The following is an 18,196-nucleotide window of genomic DNA, read 5'->3' as shown; positions in this document are numbered from 1 at the left end:
CACTTCACCGGCGAGATCTACGTTCTGAGCAAGGACGAAGGCGGCCGCCACACGCCTTTCTTCAACAACTACCGTCCCCAGTTCTACTTCCGCACGACGGACGTGACCGGCGCGATCGAGTTGCCAGAAGGCAAGGAAATGGTCATGCCAGGCGATAACGTGTCGATCACCGTCAAGCTGATCAACCCGATCGCCATGGAAGAAGGCCTGCGCTTCGCCATCCGCGAAGGCGGCAAGACCGTCGGCGCCGGCGTCGTTGCCAAGATCATTGCGTAATTTCCGCAAACCATAAGGAATTACCATGGCCACCAAGCAAAAAATCCGCATCCGCCTGAAGGCGTTTGACTACAAGCTGATCGACCAGTCGGCAGCTGAAATCGTTGACACCGCCAAGCGCACCGGCGCGATTGTCAAGGGCCCCGTGCCCCTGCCAACCCGCATGAAACGTTTCGACATCCTGCGTTCGCCACACGTCAACAAGACGAGCCGCGACCAGCTGGAAATCCGCACGCACCAGCGTTTGATGGACATCGTGGACCCTACGGACAAAACCGTGGACGCCCTGATGAAGCTCGACCTGCCGGCCGGCGTGGACGTCGAAATCAAGCTGCAGTAAGCAAAAATCGGGGTTTCGGCCACAAGCCGGTCCCCAAATCGACAGGTTTTAGCCCGGGTTTGCCATTTTTGGCGGCCTGGGCTATACTGTTGGGCTGTCCTTTGCATGTTGGCTTCTTGCCTGCATGGTTTGGGCGGTTTTATTAACTGTCTTTCACGTCAAAACGTCTGCGGCCAATTGAAGTCGCAGCGGTGAAAGTTACGAAAGAACACATCATGAGTCTGAGCAACTCCCTCGGGTTGCTGGGCCGCAAAGTTGGCATGATGCGTCTGTTCACGGATGATGGGGACACAGTTCCTGTCACCGTGGTGGATGTATCGAACAACCGCGTGACCCAGGTTAAAACCGAAGCAAATGACGGCTACGATGCCCTTCAAGTGGCATTCGGCGCACGCAAAGCATCGCGTGTCACCAAGCCGGCCGCCGGCCACCTTGCGAAAGCAGGCGTTGAAGCTGGTGAAATCCTGAAAGAATTCCGCGTGACGGCTGACGTCGCAGGCAAATACGCTGCAGGCACCGTTGTGCCCGCAGCCGACGTGTTTGCCGTGGGCCAGCTGGTGGACGTGCAGGGCACCTCCATCGGTAAAGGTTTCGCCGGTACCATCAAGCGCCACAACATGAGCTCGCAACGCGCGTCGCACGGTAACAGCCGTTCGCACAACGTTCCCGGCTCCATCGGTATGGCGCAGGATCCCGGCCGTGTGTTTCCCGGTAAACGCATGACGGGCCATCTGGGCGACGTCACCGTGACCACGCAAAACCTGAACATCGTGCGCATCGACGAAGCCCGTCAGCTGCTGATGATCCGCGGCGCTGTGCCTGGTTCCAAAGGTGGTTTTGTCACGGTTCGCGCCGCGATCAAAGCCAAGCCCGCCAACGCTGCTAAAGGAGCGAACTGATGCAGGTCGAACTCCTGAATGACCAAGGTCTGGCCTCGTCCAAAGTGGACGTGCCTGATACCGTGTTTGGTCGCGAATACAACGAAAGCCTGGTTCACCAGGTGGTCGTGGCCTTCCAGGCCAACGCCCGCCAAGGCACCCGTGCCCAGAAAGACCGTGAGCAGGTCCGTCACTCGACCAAGAAGCCTTTTAAACAAAAGGGCACCGGTCGCGCACGTGCTGGTATGACGTCTTCGCCACTGTGGCGCGGCGGCGGTCGTATCTTCCCGAACATGCCTGACGAAAACTTCACGCAGAAGATCAACAAGAAGATGTATCGCGCCGGCATGGCGTCCATCCTCTCGCAACTGGCGCGCGAAGGCCGCCTGGCTGTGGTTGATTCCCTGACCGTGGACTCGCCCAAGACGAAAGTCCTGGCCGACAAGTTCAAGGCCATGAACCTCAACTCGGTGCTGGTCATCGCTGATGAAGTTGATGAAAACCTGTACCTGGCTTCCCGCAACCTGGTGAACATCCTGGTGGTTGAACCTCGCTACGCCGATCCGGTGTCGCTGGTCCACTACAAGAAAGTTCTGGTCACCAAGGCTGCCATGGACCAACTCAAGGAGATGTTCGCATGAGCGCCCGTAACCCATCTTCTCCAAAACTGAAATTCGACGAAGGCCGCCTGATGCAGGTCCTGGTCGCGCCCATCGTGTCCGAAAAGGCCACCATGATCGCGGACAAGACCAATGCCGTGACCTTCAAGGTGCTGCAGGATGCCACCAAATTTGAAATCAAGGCCGCCGTGCAGTTGATGTTCAAGGTGGACGTCCAGTCGGTCGCCGTCCTGAACATCAAAGGCAAGACCAAGCGCTTTGGCAAATCCATCGGCCGCCGCGACAACATTCGCAAGGCCTATGTGACGCTCAAGCCAGGTCAAGAGCTCAACCTCGGTGGGGAGTCTGCGTAATGGCTGTCATTAAAATGAAACCCACCTCGCCGGGTATGCGCGGCATGGTGAAGATCTCCCGGGATCACCTTCACAAGGGTGAGCCTTACGCGCCGCTGCTGGAACCGCAATTCCAGAAGGCCGGCCGTAACAACAACGGGCACATCACGACGCGCCACAAAGGTGGCGGTCACAAGCACCACTACCGTGTGGTGGACTTCAAGCGCAACAAGGACGCCATCCCGGCCAAGGTCGAACGCATCGAGTACGACCCCAACCGCACGGCCCACATTGCCCTGCTCTGCTACGCCGACGGCGAGCGCACCTACATCATCGCCCCCCGCGGCCTTGAAGTCGGCGCCACGCTGGTCAGCGGTTCGGAAGCGCCGATTCGCGTCGGCAACACGCTGCCTATCCGCAACATCCCCGTGGGCTCCACCATCCATTGCATCGAGATGCAAATCGGCAAGGGCGCGCAAATCGCCCGCTCCGCCGGCACCTCGGCAACGCTGCTGGCCCGCGAAGGTACCTACGCCCAGGTGCGTATGCGCTCCGGTGAAGTTCGCAAGATCCACATCGAGTGCCGCGCCACCATCGGTGAAGTCGCCAACGAAGAACACAGCCTGCGCCGTCTCGGCAAGGCCGGTGTGAAACGCTGGATGGGTATTCGCCCGACCGTTCGCGGTGTGGTGATGAACCCCGTTGACCACCCGCACGGCGGTGGTGAAGGCAAGACCGGCGAAGGCCGCCATCCTGTCGATCCATGGGGTAACCTGACCAAGGGCTACCGCACCCGCAACAACAAGCGCACGCAAGTGATGATTGTTTCGCGTCGCAAGAAGTAAGGCTAACCCATGACACGTTCACTCAAAAAAGGTCCGTTTGTCGACCATCATTTGGTAGCTAAAGCCGACAAGGCCGTTACCAACAAGGACAAAAAGCCGATCAAGACCTGGTCGCGTCGCTCCATGATCCTGCCCGAGTTCATCGGCCTGACCATCGCCGTGCACAACGGCAAGCAGCACGTACCTGTCTACATCACCGATCAAATGGTTGGCCACAAGCTGGGCGAGTTCGCACTCACCCGGACTTTCAAAGGTCATCCGGCTGACAAAAAAGTTGTGAGAAAGTAAGGAAAGACCATGGAAACACGTGCAACCCTCCGGGGCGTTCGTCTGTCGGTCGACAAAGGCCGTCTGGTCGCTGACCTGATCCGCGGCAAGAAAGTGGATCAAGCCCTCAACATCCTGAATTTCACGCAGAAAAAAGCTGCTGGAATCATCAAGAAGGTTGTGGAGTCCGCCATCGCCAACGCTGAACACAACGATGGTGCCGATATCGACGAGCTGAAGGTGAAAACCATCTACGTCGAACAAGGTGCCACGCTCAAGCGTTTCTCCGCGCGCGCAAAAGGCCGCGGCAACAGCATCAGCAAACCCACGTGCCATGTGTACGTGGTGGTTGGCAACTAAAGGCAGCAGGATATGGGACAAAAAATCAACCCAACCGGGTTTCGCCTTGCAGTCAGCCGCAACTGGGCCAGCCGCTGGTACGCAAGCAACCGTGATTTCGCCGGCATGCTCGCCGAAGACATCAAGGTTCGCGAGTACCTCAAGGCCAAGCTCAAGAACGCCGCGGTTTCGCGCGTCCTGATCGAGCGCCCCGCCAAGAACGCCCGCATCACGATTTTCTCGGCACGTCCGGGCGTTGTGATCGGCAAAAAAGGCGAAGACATCGAAGCGCTGAAAAAAGAACTGAGCCGCCAGCTGGGCGTGCCGGTCGCCGTGAACATCGAAGAAGTTCGCAAGCCTGAAATTGATGCCAAGCTCATCGCAGACAGCATCACGCAGCAGCTTGAAAAACGCATCATGTTCCGCCGTGCCATGAAGCGCGCCATGCAAAACGCCATGCGTCTGGGTGCCCTGGGCATCAAGATCATGTCGTCCGGCCGCCTCAACGGCATTGAAATCGCCCGTTGCGAGTGGTACCGCGAAGGCCGCGTGCCCCTTCACACCCTGCGCGCCGACATCGACTACGGCACCTCCGAAGCCAAGACCACCTATGGTGTGATCGGCGTCAAGGTCTGGGTCTACAAGGGCGACACGCTGGGCCGCAACGATGCGCCCGGCGCCAAGATGGCCGAAGTGCCTGACGAAGAACGCAAGCCGCGCGGCCCACGCCGTGATGCCCGTCCTGGTGATCGTCCAGGCAACGACCGTCCCGCTCCACGTGGTGCTCGCGCACCGCGCGGCGCGACCAACACCGCTCCGGCGGATGGTAGCGACAAGCCGGCTGAAGCTACCCCTGGTAGCGAAGCCCCGAAAACCACCGTTAAGCGCGTCCGTAAAGCCGCGCCAGCTGCAGCAGCTGACGGTGCCAAGACCGAGTAATCGGTCTAATAACGGAGAATCAAAATGCTGCAACCCGCTCGCAGAAAATACCGCAAAGAGCAAAAAGGCCGCAACACCGGCGTCGCAACCCGGGGTTCCTCGGTTGCGTTCGGTGACTTCGGTCTCAAATGCACCGACCGTGGTCGCCTGACTGCTCGTCAAATCGAAGCCGCACGCCGTGCGATTTCCCGTCACGTCAAACGTGGCGGCCGTATCTGGATCCGTGTCTTCCCGGACAAGCCGATTTCCCAAAAGCCTGCTGAAGTGCGTATGGGTAACGGTAAAGGCAATCCAGAGTACTACGTGGCTGAAATCCAGCCCGGCAAGATCGTGTTTGAAATCGTCGGCGTGCCTGAAGAGCTGGCCCGCGAAGCGTTCCGCCTGGCATCCGCCAAGCTGCCGCTGCGCACCACCTTCGTCAGCCGCATGATTGGCCAGTAAGGGGAAATGACAATGACCAAATCTTCTGAACTTCGCCAAAAAGACGTTGCCGGCCTGAAAACCGAAGTCAAAGAGCTGCAAAAAGCCCACTTTGGCCTGCGCATGCAAAAAGCCACGCAGCAACTGACCAACCTTTCCACGCTGCGTTCCACGCGCCGCAGCATCGCTCGCGCCAAGACTATCCTGGCCGAAACCATCGTCAAGCAAGGAGCCAAAAAATGACGGAAGCTAAAAAATCCCTCAAGCGCACCTTGATCGGCAAGGTGGTCAGCGACAAGCGCGCCAAGACCGTGACGGTCCTGGTCGAACGCCGTGTCAAGCACGAGCTGTACGGCAAGATCGTATCGCTGTCCAGCAAGTACCACGCCCATGACGAAAAGGGCGAGTACCACACGGGCGACGTGATCGAGATCACCGAAAGCCGTCCTATCTCCAAGACCAAGAACTGGGTTGTGACCCGTCTGGTTGAAAAGGCCGCGATCGTCTAAGTCCCGGTTTACCTGGGGCTGGCATCAAGTCCGCTTTAAAAATGGCTCACCTCGGTGGGCCATTTTTGTTTGTGGCGACCATGCGTATGACCTTCGCGGCAAGCCGGTTTCTGCACAGTGAGCGCACGCTAGCCGGCTCCGCACTAAACTGCGGAGGGTGATTTTTCAACCCATTCATTATTTTTAGAGGAGCACACCATGATCAAAGTAGGCGACACCCTTCCGGCCACCACGCTGATGGAATTTTCCGAAGTCGAAGGCAACGGCTGCAGCATAGGCCCCAACCCGGTCGACGTGGCCAAGGCTTCGGCCGGCAAAACTATCGCGCTGTTTGCTCTGCCAGGTGCGTTCACGCCCACCTGCTCGGCCAAGCACGTGCCCGGCTATGTGGAGAAATTCGCCGAGCTCAAGGCCGCGGGGGTCGACGAGATCTGGTGCCTCAGCGTCAACGACGCTTTTGTCATGGGCGCCTGGGCGCGCGACCAGAAGACCGGCGACAAGGTGCGCATGCTGGCCGACGGCAGCGCTGAATTCGCGAGAGCCGCCGGCCTGACGCTGGACCTGACGGCGCGCGGCATGGGCCTGCGCAGCAACCGCTATTCCATGCTGGTCAAGGACGGCAAGGTTGCCAGCCTCAACGTGGAAGGCCCCGGCAAGTTTGAAGTCAGCGATGCGGCCACGCTGCTGGCGCAAGCCAAGGGCTGAGAGAAAACTCTCCGCCACAAAAAAAGCCACCGCGCGTTAGCCCGGTGGCTTTTTTTGTTTCCGCCTTCAGTGGCCTAAAGATCCACCTTCAGGTAATGTGCCCCGGCGATAGGGTTGTGATAGTAGGGCGGGATCTCCGCGAAGCCCAGCTCGGTGTACAAGGCGCGCGCCGACTCCATATCGTCCAGCGTATCGAGCAGCACCGAGTGGTATCCCGCCACACGCGCCGCGTCCAGGATGGCCTCGGCCAGCTGGCGGCCCAGGCCGAATCGGCGAAAGGGCTTGCGCACATACAGGCGCTTCATCTCGCCGGCATTCGGGTAATCCACCGAGTCCAGCGCGCGCAAGGCGCAGCAGCCGGCGACTTCGCCATCCACCAGCGCCAGCAGCAGCGTGCCCTCGGGCGCGTCGTATTCACCGGGCAGATCGGCCAGTTCACCCTCGAAGTTCTGGAAGCACAGGTCCACGCCCAGCTGCTCCGCGTACTCGCGGAAGATCAGCCGCGTGGCGGCAAGCTGCTCGGGTGTGTCCGGCGTGATGAACTGGATGGAAGGACGTTGCACGGCGTAGTCGGCGAAAAGCCGGCGACCAGTTTAACGTGATTCGCCGGCGCCCCTCAACCGGCGGCCAGCGTCAGAACCCGGCGGCCGCCAGCGTCGACACCCAATAAGCCACGCCGCCGCAAACCGACAGGATCAGCACCGCCGCCACGCGCGACACCGTGTCGTCCCGCGCAGACGGCGCCTGCACCACCAGCTCCTTGTCGCCGTGCAGCATGGCGCCTACCAGGTTGTGCTTGCGGCTCAGGTAATACACGATGGCCGCGATGTGCAGCAGCACCAGCGCCAGCAGCACCCACTTGCCGATGTTCTTGTGGTAATTGGTGCTCAGGCTCACGGTGGCGTTGGAGACAAACCGCGTCAGCGGGCCGGCGAACGCGATCTCGTCGTCGCTGAGCAGCCCGGTGCCGACCTGCGCCACCAGGAAGCCCAGCATGGCGAACACCGAGCCCGCGCCTATCGGGCTGTGGCCCACGCCGTGCTCCGGCTTGCCCTGGCCCTTGAGGTAATTGATGACGCTTTGCGGTGCGTAGATGAAGGCGCCGAAACGCGACCAGCGCCCGCCCACCAGGCCCCAGACGATGCGAAACAGCAGCAGGGCCAGCACCGTGTAGCCGAAGCGGAAGTGCCACACCATCGCATTGCCGCCCACGGTGCCGGTGACGGCCAGGCCGATCACGCAGGCCACCAGCGCCCAGTGGAAAAACCGGGTGGGCAGATCCCACACACGCACCTTGTGCAGATTCTTGTTGGTGTACACGCTCACTCCTCGTTCATGTGGGTTGCTTCATGCAAGGGGATAGCACCCGGCCGGCCTTGCTGCCCTCTTGGTGCTTTCCCGTAGTGCATAAGTTCCTGCGGAACTTATCAGGCCTGGCTAAACTCAGCCACATGGCGGCAAGCCCAGCGCGCTGCCATTGACTGCACCGACCATATCCTAAAAAAACCTCACGAGGAATACCATGAAACTTTTCGCCAGCATCGCAGCGGCCCTCACCCTGGTGGCCATGGCCGCTCCGGCCTCCGCGCAGTTCGCCAAACCCGAAGACGCCATCAAATACCGCCAGAGCGCGCTGTTTGTCATGAGCCAACATTTCGGCCGTGTCGGTGCCATGGCCAATGGCCGTGTTCCTTTTGACGCCAAAGTCGCCGCCGAAAACGCCGACATCGTGGCCGACATGGCCAAGCTCCCCTGGGCCGGCTTCGCGCCCGGCACCGACAAGGGCGGCAACACCAAGGCCAAGCCCGAAGTCTGGACCGAGCAGGCCAAGTTCAAGGAAGGCCATGAAAAGCTGGTCGCTGAAACCGCCAAGCTGGCTGCCGCCGCCAAGACCGGCAACATCGACACGCTGAAGACCGCGTTTGCCTCGACCGCCGGCACCTGCAAAGCCTGCCACGACAGCTTCAGGGCTCAATAAGCCTCCGCAGCCAAAAAAAAGCCGGTTCGTTTGAACCGGCTTTTTTTGTGGGGGACACGAAACGCTTCAGCTCTCAGCCAGCAGCTTCTCAATCAACTGATGCAGTGCTGCAAAATCCGGCTCGCCCACATACTGCTTGACGATCTCGCCGCGCTTGTTCACCAGGTAGGTGGTGGGCGTGAGCTGCACGTCGCCCCAGGCCTTGGCCACGGCGCCGGTGTTGTCGATGGCGACCTTGAAGGGCAGCTTGCGGGTTTCGGCGTAGTTGACGACGTAGCTGGGCGGGTCGTAGCTCATGGCCACGGCCAGGGTGTCGTAGCCCTGGCTCTGGTATTTGTTGTAGGTGGAGATGACCTTGGGCATTTCCGCCACGCAGGTCACGCAGCTGGTGGCCCAAAAATTCACGAGGGTGACCTTGCCCTTGAGGTCGGCGGTGGTCTTTTTGCTGCCGTCCAGCAGCACGAAGGTCGAATCCGGCGCCGCTTGCGCGCCGCTGCATCCGGGCAGGCTTGCCAGGGCCGCCAGCGCCAGAACGCCGGCCAGAGCCATACGGCATACTGTCTGGCTGGATGTCAATTTCATGGGAGACCTCATCATGCAACGTCGCAATTTTAACCAGGCCGGCGTCAGCGCGTTGGGCGCACTGATATTGGCCACTTACCACCAGGCCCACGCGCTTTCGCTCGGCGACCTGTCCGGCATCAGCAATGCCGACGCCAGCGCCGGCCTGAAAACCGCCCTTGAAAAAGGCGCCGTCGCGGCCGTTGCCCTGCTGGGCAAGACAGATGGATTCCTCGGCAACCCGAAAGTTCGAATTCCTTTGCCAGGATACCTGGAAGATGCGTCCAAACTGCTGAAAAACTTCGGCCAGGGCAAGCGCATCGACGAACTGGTCACCGCCATCAACCGCGCCGCCGAAGCCGCCGTGCCCATGGGCAAGGACCTGCTGGTCAGCGCGGTGCGCGGCATGAACGTCACCGACGCCAAAAACATCCTCACCGGCGGCGAGACTTCCGTCACCACCTTCTTCGCCGAAAAGACCCGCGCGCCGCTGGGCGTGAAATTCCTGCCCGTCGTCACCAAGGCCACCGAAAAAGTCGGCCTGGCCAACAAATACAACGAATTCGCCGGCAAGGCTGCGGGCTTCGGCCTGGTCAAGAAGGAAGACGCCAACATCCAGCAATACGTCACCGGCAAGTCGCTGGACGGCCTCTACCTCATCATCGGCGAGGAAGAAAAGAAGATACGCCAGGATCCGGTCGGCACCGGCAGCGCGATCTTGAAGAAAGTATTTGGGGCCAGATAACAGGCCCCCACGCTCCCCCCACTTCGTGTGGGTCGCTGCCCCCCGAGGGGGCCGCCCGCCTGTGGCCCGGCAAAGCCGGTTCCACGGCTCATGCTGGCTTGAAGAATCCTGTGGGTGTGACTAGTGGAGGTATTTCACCAGCAGGGGCCGCGGGACTGGCTTTGCCAGACCGCAGGCGCCGCCCCCTCGAGGGGGGAACAGGCTACACGCAGTGAGCCTGGACGGGGGTGTTACTTTTTCTGCGTAGCGCGGTAGACCTGCATCACCGTTGCGAAGTCGCGGTCGAAATTGATGGGCAGGAAGGTGTCGTTGCCGGGCAGCTGTTTCTTCAGCGTGGGCGAGAAGGTATAGGCGAACGAGCACTTCTTGACGCGTGCCTGCAGCTCAGGCGACACCTCTTTGCTCATGGTCCAGGTTTCCGTCATGAAAGGCGGGCTTTCCCAGATCGTGCGAATGCTCGATCCCTTGACGTCGCCCTTGACGACCATACGCTGGTACAGGTCGCTGGCCACGGCCGCGGCGGGGTAAAAGCCGTGCATCACACCCGTGACCGAGCGCTCATGTCCATTGGAGAAAACCACTTCATAGTCCTTGTCCGGCGTCAGGCCCAAGGCCGGGAACAGCACGCGCGGCGCCAGGTTGCCCGAGTTGGACGTCGGCGTCGTGTGCGCGATCTTCTTGCCGATAAGGTCCTTGGGTTCCTTGTACGGGCTGTCGATGCGGCTGATCAGGATCAGCTTGTAGGAGTTGCGCTGGCCGGTTGCCTTGTTGCCCGGCACCGCAAACGGCGCGGCCTGCCCGGCGGTCACCATCTGCGCGGCCAGGCCGGGGTTCACTTGCCCGATCTGGGCCTTGCCGGTCGAAAGCGCTTCGACCAGTTCCTTTTCACCCAGGATGTCGACGTTGCTGGTGCGCTCCAGCGAATCGCCCTGGGCGTTCTGCAACTCCACATTGGCACAGCGCGACAGGTGGCTGAAGTAGTCGCCCCACAAGGCCATGGTCTCGGTCTTGCCATAGGTCTTGGGCATGGCCACCACCATTTTTTCGCGCGGGCCTGAAAATTTCTCGACCGCGGCCGGTGCGGCCGCCGCCTTTGCTTTTGCCGGACGCGGGCTTTCGGTCTGCGCCACCGTGGAACCCAGAGCCAGGGCCGTGCCTGCCAGCACCGCCACATTACGCCAATAAACCGTCATGTTGTTCATCCCAAAGTGATTGTTGGACCGCAGTTGCGGCAAGCACGGCCGCCAAGCCGTTCAGGCAGTGTGCCGCCAAATTAACTTTTACTTACAGCTGGGCAGCCCCTAAAGTGCCACACAGCGGGAATACCCCGGGAAAATTCGTGGTTTTTTTGCTGAAAAAAGAGAGGGCCAAGGTAGCGCGGAAAACGCTTTTCCTGCTAGGTCGCAGTTACAAATGCCACCCGGCGGCCGCGGCGCGAGCCGCTTGGACCTTCGCTGGCAGCCAGGCAGGCCGGCCCATTTGACCTATCGCAAGGCCTGCGCTGATTGCGTTTGCCGGCGGGCGCGCATTTGCGCCAGATCAAGCCGCCCCAAAGGCCCCGCGGCTCCAATCAATCACGGGAATGTTCCCGTTTCTTCCGCTGCTCACCATGAAAAAACAAGTCATCGCCGCCGCCGCCCTCTGCGGCCTTTTGTCGGGCACCGCTTTTGCCCAAACCGTTGAAGGCCCCTGGCTGGTCCGCGCCCGCGCCGTCCACCTGGACAGCGCCAACGGCGACAGCACCGGCCTCGGGCTGGCCATCAACAACAAGTGGATCCCCGAGGTCGACATCAGCTACTTCATCACGCCCAAGGTCGCGGTCGAACTGGTGCTGACGGTCCCGCAAAAACACACGCTGACGTCCCGCGGCACCACCATCGGCAGCTTCAAGCACCTGCCGCCCACGCTGACGGCGCAATACCACTTCGACCCGATAGGTTCCGGCGCCTTCAAGCCCTATGTCGGCGCGGGCATCAACTACACCCGCTTCAGCGCGGTCAGCCTGCCGCCCGGCGTGGACATCAAACGCAGCAGCTGGGGCCCGGCGCTGCAGGTCGGCGTGGACATTCCCCTGACCAAACAGCTGTCCCTCAACTTCGACCTGAAGAAGGTCTACATCCGCACCGACGTGTCCGCGGGCGGCGCCAACATCGGCACCTTCAAGGCCGACCCGACCTTGTTTGGCGTGGGGCTTGGCTGGCGGTTCTAGGCAAATTGCGCGCGGCGGGCTAAGCGCGGGACGCGTCGATCTTGCCGAGCAGCCATTGCAGGCCGGCCAGATGCTGCTGGTCGTGGCTGCACAGGTAGTGCACCAGGCTGCGCAAGGTCAGGGCGCCGTAACCCTCGAACTCCGCCGTGCGCGCCAGCGCATCGGGCGTGAGGCCGCTCAGCATGCCCATCGTTTTGGCCCGCGCCGCGCGGAAGGCCGCGAAGACCTCCTGCGCGTCGGCCGCTGCGTAGCCGCGCTCCTTCTCAAGGACGTAACCGTCCAGCGATGCCAGCACCGGGTTCGCCTCCGCCAGCGTGCGCTCAAACCGCAGGTGGTAGCCATCGACCTCGATGTCCCTCACGTGGCAGATCTGGCCCAGCGCCGAAAAGGTCTCGCTCGGAATCCCTTCCCATGACGCCGGCGTCCAGTTCCTGTGGCTTTCCGGAATCGCCTCGTAGAACTGCTCCAGCTGGCGCGGGAAATCCGCCATGGCCTGCAGGGTGGCGGGATTCAGGGGTGCGGCAGCGGGTGTTGTCATGGCGGCGAGGGGGAGGGCGGATGAACGGAGCGCGATATTACCGTGTCCGCCCCTGCGCCGCATGCGCCCCGGTCTTCAGGCCTTCGCCGTGCCCGGCAAGGCCATGGAACGCCCCCGCGACGGCATGCCGGTAAACGCAAAATCCAGTTCCGGCTCGCGCCCGCTCACGATGTCGGCAATCGCCGCGCCCGACCCGCAGGCATGCGTCCAGCCCAGCGTGCCATGGCCCGTGTTCAGGAACAGATTGGGCGTCTTGCTCCTGCCGATGTAAGGCACGTTGCTCGGCGTCGCCGGGCGCAGCCCGGTCCAGAACTGCGCGCCCTTGCCGTCCGTCATCTCCGGGAACAGCTGCTGAACGCGGCGCACGATGGCATTGCAACGCACCAGGTTCAGGTCGGTGTTGTAGCCGTTGAGTTCCGCCGTGCCCGCGATGCGCAAGCGGTTGCCGAAGCGCGAGAACACCAGCTTGTACTCATCGTCCGTCAGGCTCACCTGGTAAGACGCGTCTTCATTGATCACCGGCAGCGTCACCGAATAACCCTTGGCCGGGTAGATGCGCAGGCTCTGCCCCAGCCGCTTCGCCCACGGCGCGCTGAAAGCGCCCAGGCACATCACATACGCATCGGCCTTCAGCGTCTCCACACGCCCGCCCGCCTCGCCGCGGCCCCTGGCCACCTGCACGCCGTCGAGCTGCCCGCCCGCGGTTTGCACGTCCAGAATGTTGGTGTTGTAGAGAAACTTCACGCCCGCCTGCTCGCAGCGCGCGGCCAGCGCGGCGGTAAAGGCCTGCGCGTCGCCCGATTCGTCACTGGGCGTCATGCTGCCGCCAACAATGCTCGCGCGGCACTGTGCCAGCGCCGGCTCTATCGCCACGCACTCATCGGCGGTTTTCATGTCCAGCTCGCAGCCGTGCTCGCGCATGATGCGCGCCGGTTCCTGCGCGGCGTCGTACTCGGCCTGGCTGGTGTAGAAGTGCAGAATGCCTTTGGTCTGCGCGTCGTACTGCAGGCCCAGCTCGGCCCGCAGTTTCTGCAGCGCGCTGCGGCTGTACATGCCCAGGTTCACGATCTGCCGGATGTTCTGCGCGGTGCGCGCCGGCGTGCAGTTGCGCAGGAACTCCAGCCCCCACAGCCACTGGTTCACGTCGGCCCGCAGCCGGAACAGCAGCGGCGCGTCCTCCCGCGCCAGCCACTGCAACACCTTGAGCGGCGCCCCCGGGTTGGCCCAGGGCTCCGCGTGGCTGACGGAAATCTGCCCGCCGTTCGCAAAACTCGTTTCCATCGCGGCCGCCCCGCGCCGCTCTACCACTGTGACCTCGTGCCCACGCTGCGCCAGATACCAGGCCGTCGTGACCCCCGTGACACCCGCACCCAAAACCATGACTTTCATGGCGATTCCTTTTCATTTCAAGCAGACATTGCGTTGCGCAAGCGCAGTGCGTTTGGGGGTGCTTGAATCCAGAAAAAGAATCGTGGCAACCGCCAAGCCATCACATGCTTGCGGCCGCTTCCACTGTCCTTGGTACCTGAGAGATTCAGCCGCTGCGCTCGCATCGGCTTTGCTCCTTCGGTGCGCCGCACATTGCATGCGGCGTCTCTCCAGACGGCTGTGTGTTTCCGGGCAGTACGGGACCTGAGCGATTATGGAAGTTTGCGCCTTCGGTGGCTGCCTCGTGGCAGCGCTCTCCTGCTTGAACGGGTTGAATTTACCACCGAAGCCCGAATTTCCAAAGTCCCAAATGGGCGCCTGGCGCCGGGCCCGCGCGGCTCAGCCTTCGCACACCGCCCGCACAAACACGGCCTTGGCCTCGGTATAGGCCTCGCGGTCCCTGGGGTATTGGGCCGCCAGCCCGGCCTTGAGCGCCGCATAACGCGCCGCCAGCGCCGCGTCCCCGCGCAGCGCGTCGCGAAAGCGCAGGCGTTGCGCCCACAACGGGCCGCCGTGCACCACCAGGTGCAGGTGGTGGGTGCGATGCCCCTCGGCCCAGCGCATCAGCCATTGCCGGTCCGCCAGCCCGGCGTTGAATTCAGCCGAGGCCGTGTAGCCGTTCGCGCACAGCGGCCCCACCAGCGCCCTGGCCGCCGCCATCGATTCCACACCGGCCAGGATGTCGATCACCGGCTTGGCCGCCAGCCCCGGCACGGCCGTGCTGCCCATGTGCTCGATGGCGATGAAATCATTGGGAAACAGGGATTGCAGCCGCGCCCGCTCGGCCTCGAACAAGCCAGGCCAGCGCGGGTCATAAGCCAGCAGCGCCACCTCTTCGTCAATGGCGGCTTGCAGCGACTCGGCGTCCGTCATGGCGTGGGCAGGTTTCTAGCGCAGCGCAAACAACGCCGTGCGCGCCAGAGCCAGCCGCTCGTCCAGGTAGGCCCCGTAAAAATCCGGGATCGCCGCGCCCACCAGCGGCTCGGCCAGCGCCTGGCCCTGCGGGCCCAGGAACAGCACCGTCGGCGTGAAGGTCGCCTTCCAGGCCTTGGTCTGCGCGGCCGCGGTGGTCACCCTGCCGTCAAAGCCCGTCAGCGGCGTGCGGATGTCGGTGATGTCGAGCTGCCAGGCCTGCAAGCCGCTTTCCCTGCGCGCCGGCAGCAGGTAGTTGCGCCGCACCAGCTCGCAATACGGGCAGCCCGGCAGGCTCACCAGCAGCACCAGCGGCTCGCCCTGGCTGGCGGCCAGCCGCGCCGCCTCGGGCAATGAAGCCGGCACGGGAAGGGCCGTGTCTTTGGCCTGCGCCTGCAAAGGCCAGGCCAGGCTGCCCGCCAGTGCGGCTGCGAAGCTGCGTCGCCCCACTGCCTGTTTCATTCGGCGCACTCCAGCAGGATGCGCGCCAGCGCTGCCGGCTCGCTGATCATCGGGTCGTGCCCGGTCTTGATCTCCACCACGCGCGAATTCGGCAGCCAGGCGCCGTCCCAGAATTTCGGGTCCTTCGCGCGCAGCCGGCTCGGCTCTATGGTCGCCAGCGCGGGCTGTGTGCAGTTCACAAAGGTGCGCGGCACGGCCGCCACGCGTTGCACGTCAAAACTCAATGGCGCCTGGTAGGTGTTGCCCGGGTGCGGTGTCTGCCGGCGCTGCACCCATTCGCGGTCCGCATCATGCAGGCCAAAGACCTCCGGGTCCGGCGCCGGAAAGCTGAAGCAGGGCGAGGCCTGCGCCGCCGCCATGCGCTGCTGCTGCGTCGCGCTGGCCTGCGTGCTGCTCCAGCTTTCGCCCGGGCGCGGCAGCACCGCATCCACATACACCAGGTGCTTCAGCCGCGCGCCCATGCGGTCGGCAATGGCCGTGCCAATCATGCCCGCGTAGGAATGCACCGCCAGCGTCACCTCATGCAGTTCCTCCGCTTCAATCACGTTGAGCACGTCGTTGATGTGCGTATCGAGGTTGATCGCCGGCGACAGCAGGTGCGCCCGCTCGCCCACGCCCGTCAGCGTCGGCGTGAACACCTTGTGGTGGTCCAGCTGCAGCGCCTGCGCCACACGCCGCCAGCACCAGCCGCCGTGCCACGCACCGTGCACCAGGACAAAATTGTGTTTCATCGCATCACCTTTTTGGGTTGGCTCACCGCCTCAAATGGTCTTGCCGTTCTTCAGTTCAGACAGCTTGCTATCCGAATAGTTCAGCAGCTCGCGCAGCACCTCGTCCGTGTGCTGGCCCAGCAGCGGCGGCGGCAAATCGGTGCGCACCGGCGTCGCGCTCAGCCGTATCGGGCTGGAGACCAGCTTCAAATCATCCTTCACCGGGTGCCGCCATTCGGTCACCATGCCGCGCGCTTCAATCTGCGGGTCGGCAAACACCTCCGCCAGGCTGTTGATCGCGCCGCAAGGCACCTTCGCCGCCTCCAGCGCCGCCAGCCAGTCGGCCTTGGTGCGCGTCTTCATCACCGCTTCCAGTATCGGCACCAGCTGGCCGCGGTTCTGCACGCGGTTGCGGTTGGTCGCAAACAACGGGTTGGTCGCCAGTTCCGGAATATTGGCCACCGCGCAGAATTTTGCGTACTGCGAGTCATTGCCCACCGCCAGAATCAAATGGTCCTTGCTGCCATCAACGGCCGGTGCGACTTCGAACACTTGATACGGCACGATGTTCTGGTGCGCATTGCCCGCCCGGCCCGGCGCCTTGCCGCTCACCAGGTAGTTCGCGCCCAGGTTGGCCAGCATGGCCACCTGCGTGTCCAGCAGCGCCATGTCCACCTGCTGGCCCTCGCCGGTTTTCTCGGCATGGCGCAGCGCAGCGAGGATGGCCACCGTCGCATACATGCCCGTCATCAAATCCGCCACCGCCACGCCCACCTTCTGCGGCCCGCCGCCCAGGTCGTCGCGCTCGCCCGTCACACTCATCAGCCCGCCCATGCCCTGGATCGCGTAGTCGTACCCCGCGCGATCGGCATACGGCCCGTTCTGCCCGAAGCCCGTGACCGAGCAGTACACGATGCGCGGGTTGATGGCCTTGAGCGACGCGTAATCCAGGCCGTAGCGCGCCATGTCGCCCACCTTGAAGTTCTCCACAAACACGTCGCAATGCGCAGCCAGCTCCCGCACCAGCGCCTGGCCCGCGGGCTGGGCAATGTCGCAGGTCACGGAGCGCTTGTTGCGGTTCGTGCCCAGGTAATAAGCCGCCTCGGTGTCCGCGCCCTGCGCATCCTTCAAAAACGGCGGCCCCCAGGTCCGCGTGTCGTCGCCGCTGCCCGGCCGTTCGATCTTGATGACATCCGCGCCGAGGTCGGCGAGCGTCTGGGTGCACCAGGGGCCCGCGAGCACGCGGGAGAGGTCGAGGATGCGGATGCCGTCTAGGGAGTTCATGGGGGCATTTTGCCTTCAGCGCGCTGCGGTGGTGCAGGGAACGACCAGGTCATTGGCAACTTTGATCGCTCAATCTGCCTTTGCGCTCTTGCAGCGGCTTGGTATAAGCTGGCCGTTCTCATGCAAAACATCAGAATCCCCCAGGCCCTGCCATTTCGCAGGGCGCCATGTTGCCCGGCGTTTTGGCGCAATGTATGAAGGTCAGTGTTATGGTTTTCCGAGTCCCTCTGCTGCTGGCGCTTTCCCTCTTCTCTGTGAGTTCCTTTGCGGTGCCTAGCCTCTGCACCAAAGAAGAGGTGACGGAGTGGTCCTGCGCCGCCAGGGGAAAGGTCTACTCCTTGTGCGCCTCTGCCGACCGCAGCCCGACCACAGGCTACATGCAGTACCGAGCCGGGAAGAACCAGAAACTGGAGTTCTCGTTTCCTGAGCCGCGGGAACATCCAAAGGGTCACTTTCTCCTCCGCCTCGCGCCCAGGGGGGCTTCGCTGAGTTTCACCAACGATGGCTATGAGTACCTGGTGTACGAGCCACTGGCGGGCCCGACGACGATCAATGTCAGCAAGGGCCAAACAACAGTGGGCTCAGTCACCTGTGCTTCAGCGACCGATACCTTGACCTTGACGGAAACGCAGAACCGCTTCAAGTTGCTGGGGATCTATGAGTAGCGCGCAGAGGGCTGGCACCGCCGTCAAGGGGGAGAGGGAGGAAAACAGCTTGACCGGAGGTCCGATCGGGACTTTGGCTGTTGCTTGTTGAATTCCGCTGAAGTCTGACCCGAGTTTTCCATCGAATATTGACCCACACTCTTTGTGAGCAGAAGGTGCTCACGATGTGGATAAGTTCTTGGTTTTCTCCTTTTTGGGCTGAGTCTTTGCAGAGCTGTTTTTGAACCGATAGCT

26 protein-coding genes, 1 pseudogene and 1 riboswitch are annotated in these 18,196 nt (G+C 62.4%); of the genes and pseudogenes, 17 read left to right on the top strand and 10 right to left on the bottom strand.

Annotated features, from left to right (window positions below; all coding sequences use genetic code 11):
• The 13 genes and pseudogenes from tuf to ACLV74_RS24155 all read left to right on the top strand — a co-directional run.
• Window positions 1-276, top strand: a pseudogene (gene tuf / locus ACLV74_RS24215) (elongation factor Tu); the annotation flags it as partial.
• 25 nt (window positions 277-301) lie between these two features.
• The gene (gene rpsJ / locus ACLV74_RS24210) at window positions 302-616 is read left to right on the top strand and encodes a 30S ribosomal protein S10 (RefSeq protein ID WP_007838118.1); all 315 of its coding nucleotides are present in this window, start codon (window positions 302-304) and stop codon (window positions 614-616) included.
• 215 nt (window positions 617-831) lie between these two features.
• Window positions 832-1,515, top strand: a complete 684-nt coding sequence (rplC, locus tag ACLV74_RS24205; protein ID WP_411881976.1) for a 50S ribosomal protein L3 — start codon at window positions 832-834, stop codon at window positions 1,513-1,515.
• Window positions 1,515-2,135 carry a 50S ribosomal protein L4 gene (rplD, locus tag ACLV74_RS24200; RefSeq protein WP_007866495.1) on the top strand — a complete coding sequence of 207 codons (621 nt, stop codon included), beginning with the start codon at window positions 1,515-1,517 and terminating at the stop codon, window positions 2,133-2,135. The genes rplC and rplD overlap by 1 nt, the downstream gene beginning before the upstream one ends.
• A complete protein-coding gene (rplW, locus tag ACLV74_RS24195) occupies window positions 2,132-2,467 on the top strand; it encodes a 50S ribosomal protein L23 (RefSeq protein ID WP_411881975.1) in 336 nt (111 codons plus the stop codon). Before rplD ends, rplW begins: the two co-directional genes overlap by 4 nt.
• Window positions 2,467-3,291 carry a 50S ribosomal protein L2 gene (gene rplB / locus ACLV74_RS24190; RefSeq protein WP_092130383.1) on the top strand — a complete coding sequence of 275 codons (825 nt, stop codon included), beginning with the start codon at window positions 2,467-2,469 and terminating at the stop codon, window positions 3,289-3,291. Before rplW ends, rplB begins: the two co-directional genes overlap by 1 nt.
• A gap of 9 nt (window positions 3,292-3,300) precedes the next feature.
• Window positions 3,301-3,579, top strand: a complete 279-nt coding sequence (gene rpsS, locus ACLV74_RS24185; RefSeq protein WP_007866503.1) for a 30S ribosomal protein S19 — start codon at window positions 3,301-3,303, stop codon at window positions 3,577-3,579.
• A gap of 9 nt (window positions 3,580-3,588) precedes the next feature.
• Window positions 3,589-3,918, top strand: coding sequence for a 50S ribosomal protein L22 (rplV, locus tag ACLV74_RS24180; RefSeq protein WP_007866508.1), 330 nt, complete (start codon window positions 3,589-3,591; stop codon window positions 3,916-3,918).
• Window positions 3,919-3,930: 12 nt separating this feature from the next.
• Window positions 3,931-4,836: a 30S ribosomal protein S3 gene (gene rpsC, locus ACLV74_RS24175; RefSeq protein WP_411881974.1), complete on the top strand. Its 906-nt coding sequence runs from the start codon at window positions 3,931-3,933 to the stop codon at window positions 4,834-4,836.
• Window positions 4,837-4,860: 24 nt separating this feature from the next.
• A complete protein-coding gene (gene rplP / locus ACLV74_RS24170; protein ID WP_007866520.1) occupies window positions 4,861-5,277 on the top strand; it encodes a 50S ribosomal protein L16 in 417 nt (138 codons plus the stop codon).
• Between the two features lie 12 nt (window positions 5,278-5,289).
• The gene (gene rpmC / locus ACLV74_RS24165; protein WP_411881973.1) at window positions 5,290-5,499 is read left to right on the top strand and encodes a 50S ribosomal protein L29; all 210 of its coding nucleotides are present in this window, start codon (window positions 5,290-5,292) and stop codon (window positions 5,497-5,499) included.
• Complete coding sequence (gene rpsQ, locus ACLV74_RS24160) at window positions 5,496-5,765, top strand: 30S ribosomal protein S17 (protein ID WP_007866526.1); 270 nt, start codon at window positions 5,496-5,498, stop codon at window positions 5,763-5,765. The genes rpmC and rpsQ overlap by 4 nt, the downstream gene beginning before the upstream one ends.
• 198 nt (window positions 5,766-5,963) lie before the next feature.
• Window positions 5,964-6,470, top strand: coding sequence for a peroxiredoxin (locus tag ACLV74_RS24155; protein ID WP_411881972.1), 507 nt, complete (start codon window positions 5,964-5,966; stop codon window positions 6,468-6,470).
• A 74-nt stretch (window positions 6,471-6,544) separates the two neighbouring features.
• On the opposite strand, the gene ACLV74_RS24150 is transcribed toward ACLV74_RS24155, so the two are convergent.
• Together ACLV74_RS24150 and ACLV74_RS24145 are read right to left on the bottom strand one after the other, a co-directional pair.
• Window positions 6,545-7,033 carry a GNAT family N-acetyltransferase gene (locus ACLV74_RS24150; protein ID WP_411881971.1) on the bottom strand — a complete coding sequence of 163 codons (489 nt, stop codon included), beginning with the start codon at window positions 7,031-7,033 and terminating at the stop codon, window positions 6,545-6,547.
• 70 nt (window positions 7,034-7,103) lie between these two features.
• Window positions 7,104-7,790, bottom strand: coding sequence for a cytochrome b/b6 domain-containing protein (locus tag ACLV74_RS24145; RefSeq protein WP_411881970.1), 687 nt, complete (start codon window positions 7,788-7,790; stop codon window positions 7,104-7,106).
• A 202-nt stretch (window positions 7,791-7,992) separates the two neighbouring features.
• On the opposite strand from ACLV74_RS24145, the gene ACLV74_RS24140 reads away from it, so the two are divergent.
• Window positions 7,993-8,448, top strand: coding sequence for a c-type cytochrome (locus tag ACLV74_RS24140; RefSeq protein ID WP_411881969.1), 456 nt, complete (start codon window positions 7,993-7,995; stop codon window positions 8,446-8,448).
• 66 nt (window positions 8,449-8,514) lie between these two features.
• On the opposite strand, the gene ACLV74_RS24135 is transcribed toward ACLV74_RS24140, so the two are convergent.
• On the bottom strand, window positions 8,515-8,997 hold the full coding sequence (locus ACLV74_RS24135) for a TlpA disulfide reductase family protein (RefSeq protein WP_411881977.1): 483 nt from the start codon (window positions 8,995-8,997) through the stop codon (window positions 8,515-8,517).
• 46 nt (window positions 8,998-9,043) lie between these two features.
• Between ACLV74_RS24135 and ACLV74_RS24130 the strand changes: the two genes are divergently transcribed.
• Window positions 9,044-9,754, top strand: a complete 711-nt coding sequence (locus ACLV74_RS24130; protein WP_411881968.1) for a DUF4197 domain-containing protein — start codon at window positions 9,044-9,046, stop codon at window positions 9,752-9,754.
• A gap of 230 nt (window positions 9,755-9,984) precedes the next feature.
• On the opposite strand, the gene phnD is transcribed toward ACLV74_RS24130, so the two are convergent.
• Window positions 9,985-10,947 carry a phosphate/phosphite/phosphonate ABC transporter substrate-binding protein gene (gene phnD / locus ACLV74_RS24125; protein ID WP_411881967.1) on the bottom strand — a complete coding sequence of 321 codons (963 nt, stop codon included), beginning with the start codon at window positions 10,945-10,947 and terminating at the stop codon, window positions 9,985-9,987.
• A 416-nt stretch (window positions 10,948-11,363) separates the two neighbouring features.
• Between phnD and ACLV74_RS24120 the strand changes: the two genes are divergently transcribed.
• Complete coding sequence (locus tag ACLV74_RS24120) at window positions 11,364-11,963, top strand: OmpW/AlkL family protein (protein ID WP_411881966.1); 600 nt, start codon at window positions 11,364-11,366, stop codon at window positions 11,961-11,963.
• Window positions 11,964-11,982: 19 nt separating this feature from the next.
• Here the strand turns inward: ACLV74_RS24120 and ACLV74_RS24115 are convergent, their stop codons facing one another.
• From ACLV74_RS24115 to ACLV74_RS24090, 6 genes are all read right to left on the bottom strand, one after another.
• Window positions 11,983-12,501 (bottom strand): DinB family protein, encoded by a 519-nt coding sequence (locus tag ACLV74_RS24115; protein WP_411881965.1) that lies wholly within the window; start codon window positions 12,499-12,501, stop codon window positions 11,983-11,985.
• 75 nt (window positions 12,502-12,576) lie between these two features.
• Complete coding sequence (locus tag ACLV74_RS24110; protein WP_411881964.1) at window positions 12,577-13,890, bottom strand: D-amino acid dehydrogenase; 1,314 nt, start codon at window positions 13,888-13,890, stop codon at window positions 12,577-12,579.
• A 114-nt stretch (window positions 13,891-14,004) separates the two neighbouring features.
• A riboswitch (glycine riboswitch) is annotated at window positions 14,005-14,113 on the bottom strand.
• A 155-nt stretch (window positions 14,114-14,268) separates the two neighbouring features.
• Window positions 14,269-14,802, bottom strand: a complete 534-nt coding sequence (locus ACLV74_RS24105; protein ID WP_411881963.1) for a GrpB family protein — start codon at window positions 14,800-14,802, stop codon at window positions 14,269-14,271.
• 15 nt (window positions 14,803-14,817) lie between these two features.
• Window positions 14,818-15,303 (bottom strand): hypothetical protein, encoded by a 486-nt coding sequence (locus ACLV74_RS24100; protein WP_411881962.1) that lies wholly within the window; start codon window positions 15,301-15,303, stop codon window positions 14,818-14,820.
• Window positions 15,300-16,034, bottom strand: coding sequence for an alpha/beta fold hydrolase (locus tag ACLV74_RS24095; protein ID WP_411881961.1), 735 nt, complete (start codon window positions 16,032-16,034; stop codon window positions 15,300-15,302). Before ACLV74_RS24095 ends, ACLV74_RS24100 begins: the two co-directional genes overlap by 4 nt.
• A gap of 30 nt (window positions 16,035-16,064) precedes the next feature.
• Window positions 16,065-17,297, bottom strand: coding sequence for a CaiB/BaiF CoA transferase family protein (locus ACLV74_RS24090; protein ID WP_411881960.1), 1,233 nt, complete (start codon window positions 17,295-17,297; stop codon window positions 16,065-16,067).
• A gap of 194 nt (window positions 17,298-17,491) precedes the next feature.
• Here ACLV74_RS24090 and ACLV74_RS24085 point away from each other — a divergent pair, with 194 nt between their 5' ends.
• Window positions 17,492-17,962, top strand: coding sequence for a hypothetical protein (locus ACLV74_RS24085; RefSeq protein WP_411881959.1), 471 nt, complete (start codon window positions 17,492-17,494; stop codon window positions 17,960-17,962).
• Window positions 17,963-18,196: the final 234 nt, after the last annotated feature.

Source organism: Polaromonas sp. YR568, assembly GCF_943369415.1.
In the GTDB taxonomy this organism is placed as follows: Bacteria; Pseudomonadota; Gammaproteobacteria; order Burkholderiales; family Burkholderiaceae_C; genus Polaromonas.
Note: the sequence above shows the minus strand (reverse complement) of the source record. Positions and strands in the feature narration are given on the sequence as shown.

Bases quoted from the DNA above. Each gene is read 5' to 3' on its own strand.
- rpsJ (WP_007838118.1), top strand. From the start codon at position 302: ATGGCCACCAAGCAAAAAATCCGCATCCGCCTGAAGGCGTTTGACTAC.
- rplC (WP_411881976.1), top strand. From the start codon at position 832: ATGAGTCTGAGCAACTCCCTCGGGTTGCTGGGCCGCAAAGTTGGCATG.
- rplD (WP_007866495.1), top strand. From the start codon at position 1,515: ATGCAGGTCGAACTCCTGAATGACCAAGGTCTGGCCTCGTCCAAAGTG.
- rplW (WP_411881975.1), top strand. From the start codon at position 2,132: ATGAGCGCCCGTAACCCATCTTCTCCAAAACTGAAATTCGACGAAGGC.
- rplB (WP_092130383.1), top strand. From the start codon at position 2,467: ATGGCTGTCATTAAAATGAAACCCACCTCGCCGGGTATGCGCGGCATG.
- rpsS (WP_007866503.1), top strand. From the start codon at position 3,301: ATGACACGTTCACTCAAAAAAGGTCCGTTTGTCGACCATCATTTGGTA.
- rplV (WP_007866508.1), top strand. From the start codon at position 3,589: ATGGAAACACGTGCAACCCTCCGGGGCGTTCGTCTGTCGGTCGACAAA.
- rpsC (WP_411881974.1), top strand. From the start codon at position 3,931: ATGGGACAAAAAATCAACCCAACCGGGTTTCGCCTTGCAGTCAGCCGC.
- rplP (WP_007866520.1), top strand. From the start codon at position 4,861: ATGCTGCAACCCGCTCGCAGAAAATACCGCAAAGAGCAAAAAGGCCGC.
- rpmC (WP_411881973.1), top strand. From the start codon at position 5,290: ATGACCAAATCTTCTGAACTTCGCCAAAAAGACGTTGCCGGCCTGAAA.
- rpsQ (WP_007866526.1), top strand. From the start codon at position 5,496: ATGACGGAAGCTAAAAAATCCCTCAAGCGCACCTTGATCGGCAAGGTG.
- ACLV74_RS24155 (WP_411881972.1), top strand. From the start codon at position 5,964: ATGATCAAAGTAGGCGACACCCTTCCGGCCACCACGCTGATGGAATTT.
- ACLV74_RS24140 (WP_411881969.1), top strand. From the start codon at position 7,993: ATGAAACTTTTCGCCAGCATCGCAGCGGCCCTCACCCTGGTGGCCATG.
- ACLV74_RS24135 (WP_411881977.1), bottom strand. From the start codon at position 8,997: ATGGCTCTGGCCGGCGTTCTGGCGCTGGCGGCCCTGGCAAGCCTGCCC.
- ACLV74_RS24130 (WP_411881968.1), top strand. From the start codon at position 9,044: ATGCAACGTCGCAATTTTAACCAGGCCGGCGTCAGCGCGTTGGGCGCA.
- phnD (WP_411881967.1), bottom strand. From the start codon at position 10,947: ATGACGGTTTATTGGCGTAATGTGGCGGTGCTGGCAGGCACGGCCCTG.
- ACLV74_RS24120 (WP_411881966.1), top strand. From the start codon at position 11,364: ATGAAAAAACAAGTCATCGCCGCCGCCGCCCTCTGCGGCCTTTTGTCG.
- ACLV74_RS24115 (WP_411881965.1), bottom strand. From the start codon at position 12,501: ATGACAACACCCGCTGCCGCACCCCTGAATCCCGCCACCCTGCAGGCC.
- ACLV74_RS24110 (WP_411881964.1), bottom strand. From the start codon at position 13,890: ATGAAAGTCATGGTTTTGGGTGCGGGTGTCACGGGGGTCACGACGGCC.
- ACLV74_RS24105 (WP_411881963.1), bottom strand. From the start codon at position 14,802: ATGACGGACGCCGAGTCGCTGCAAGCCGCCATTGACGAAGAGGTGGCG.
- ACLV74_RS24100 (WP_411881962.1), bottom strand. From the start codon at position 15,303: ATGAAACAGGCAGTGGGGCGACGCAGCTTCGCAGCCGCACTGGCGGGC.
- ACLV74_RS24095 (WP_411881961.1), bottom strand. From the start codon at position 16,034: ATGAAACACAATTTTGTCCTGGTGCACGGTGCGTGGCACGGCGGCTGG.
- ACLV74_RS24090 (WP_411881960.1), bottom strand. From the start codon at position 17,297: ATGAACTCCCTAGACGGCATCCGCATCCTCGACCTCTCCCGCGTGCTC.
- ACLV74_RS24085 (WP_411881959.1), top strand. From the start codon at position 17,492: ATGAAGGTCAGTGTTATGGTTTTCCGAGTCCCTCTGCTGCTGGCGCTT.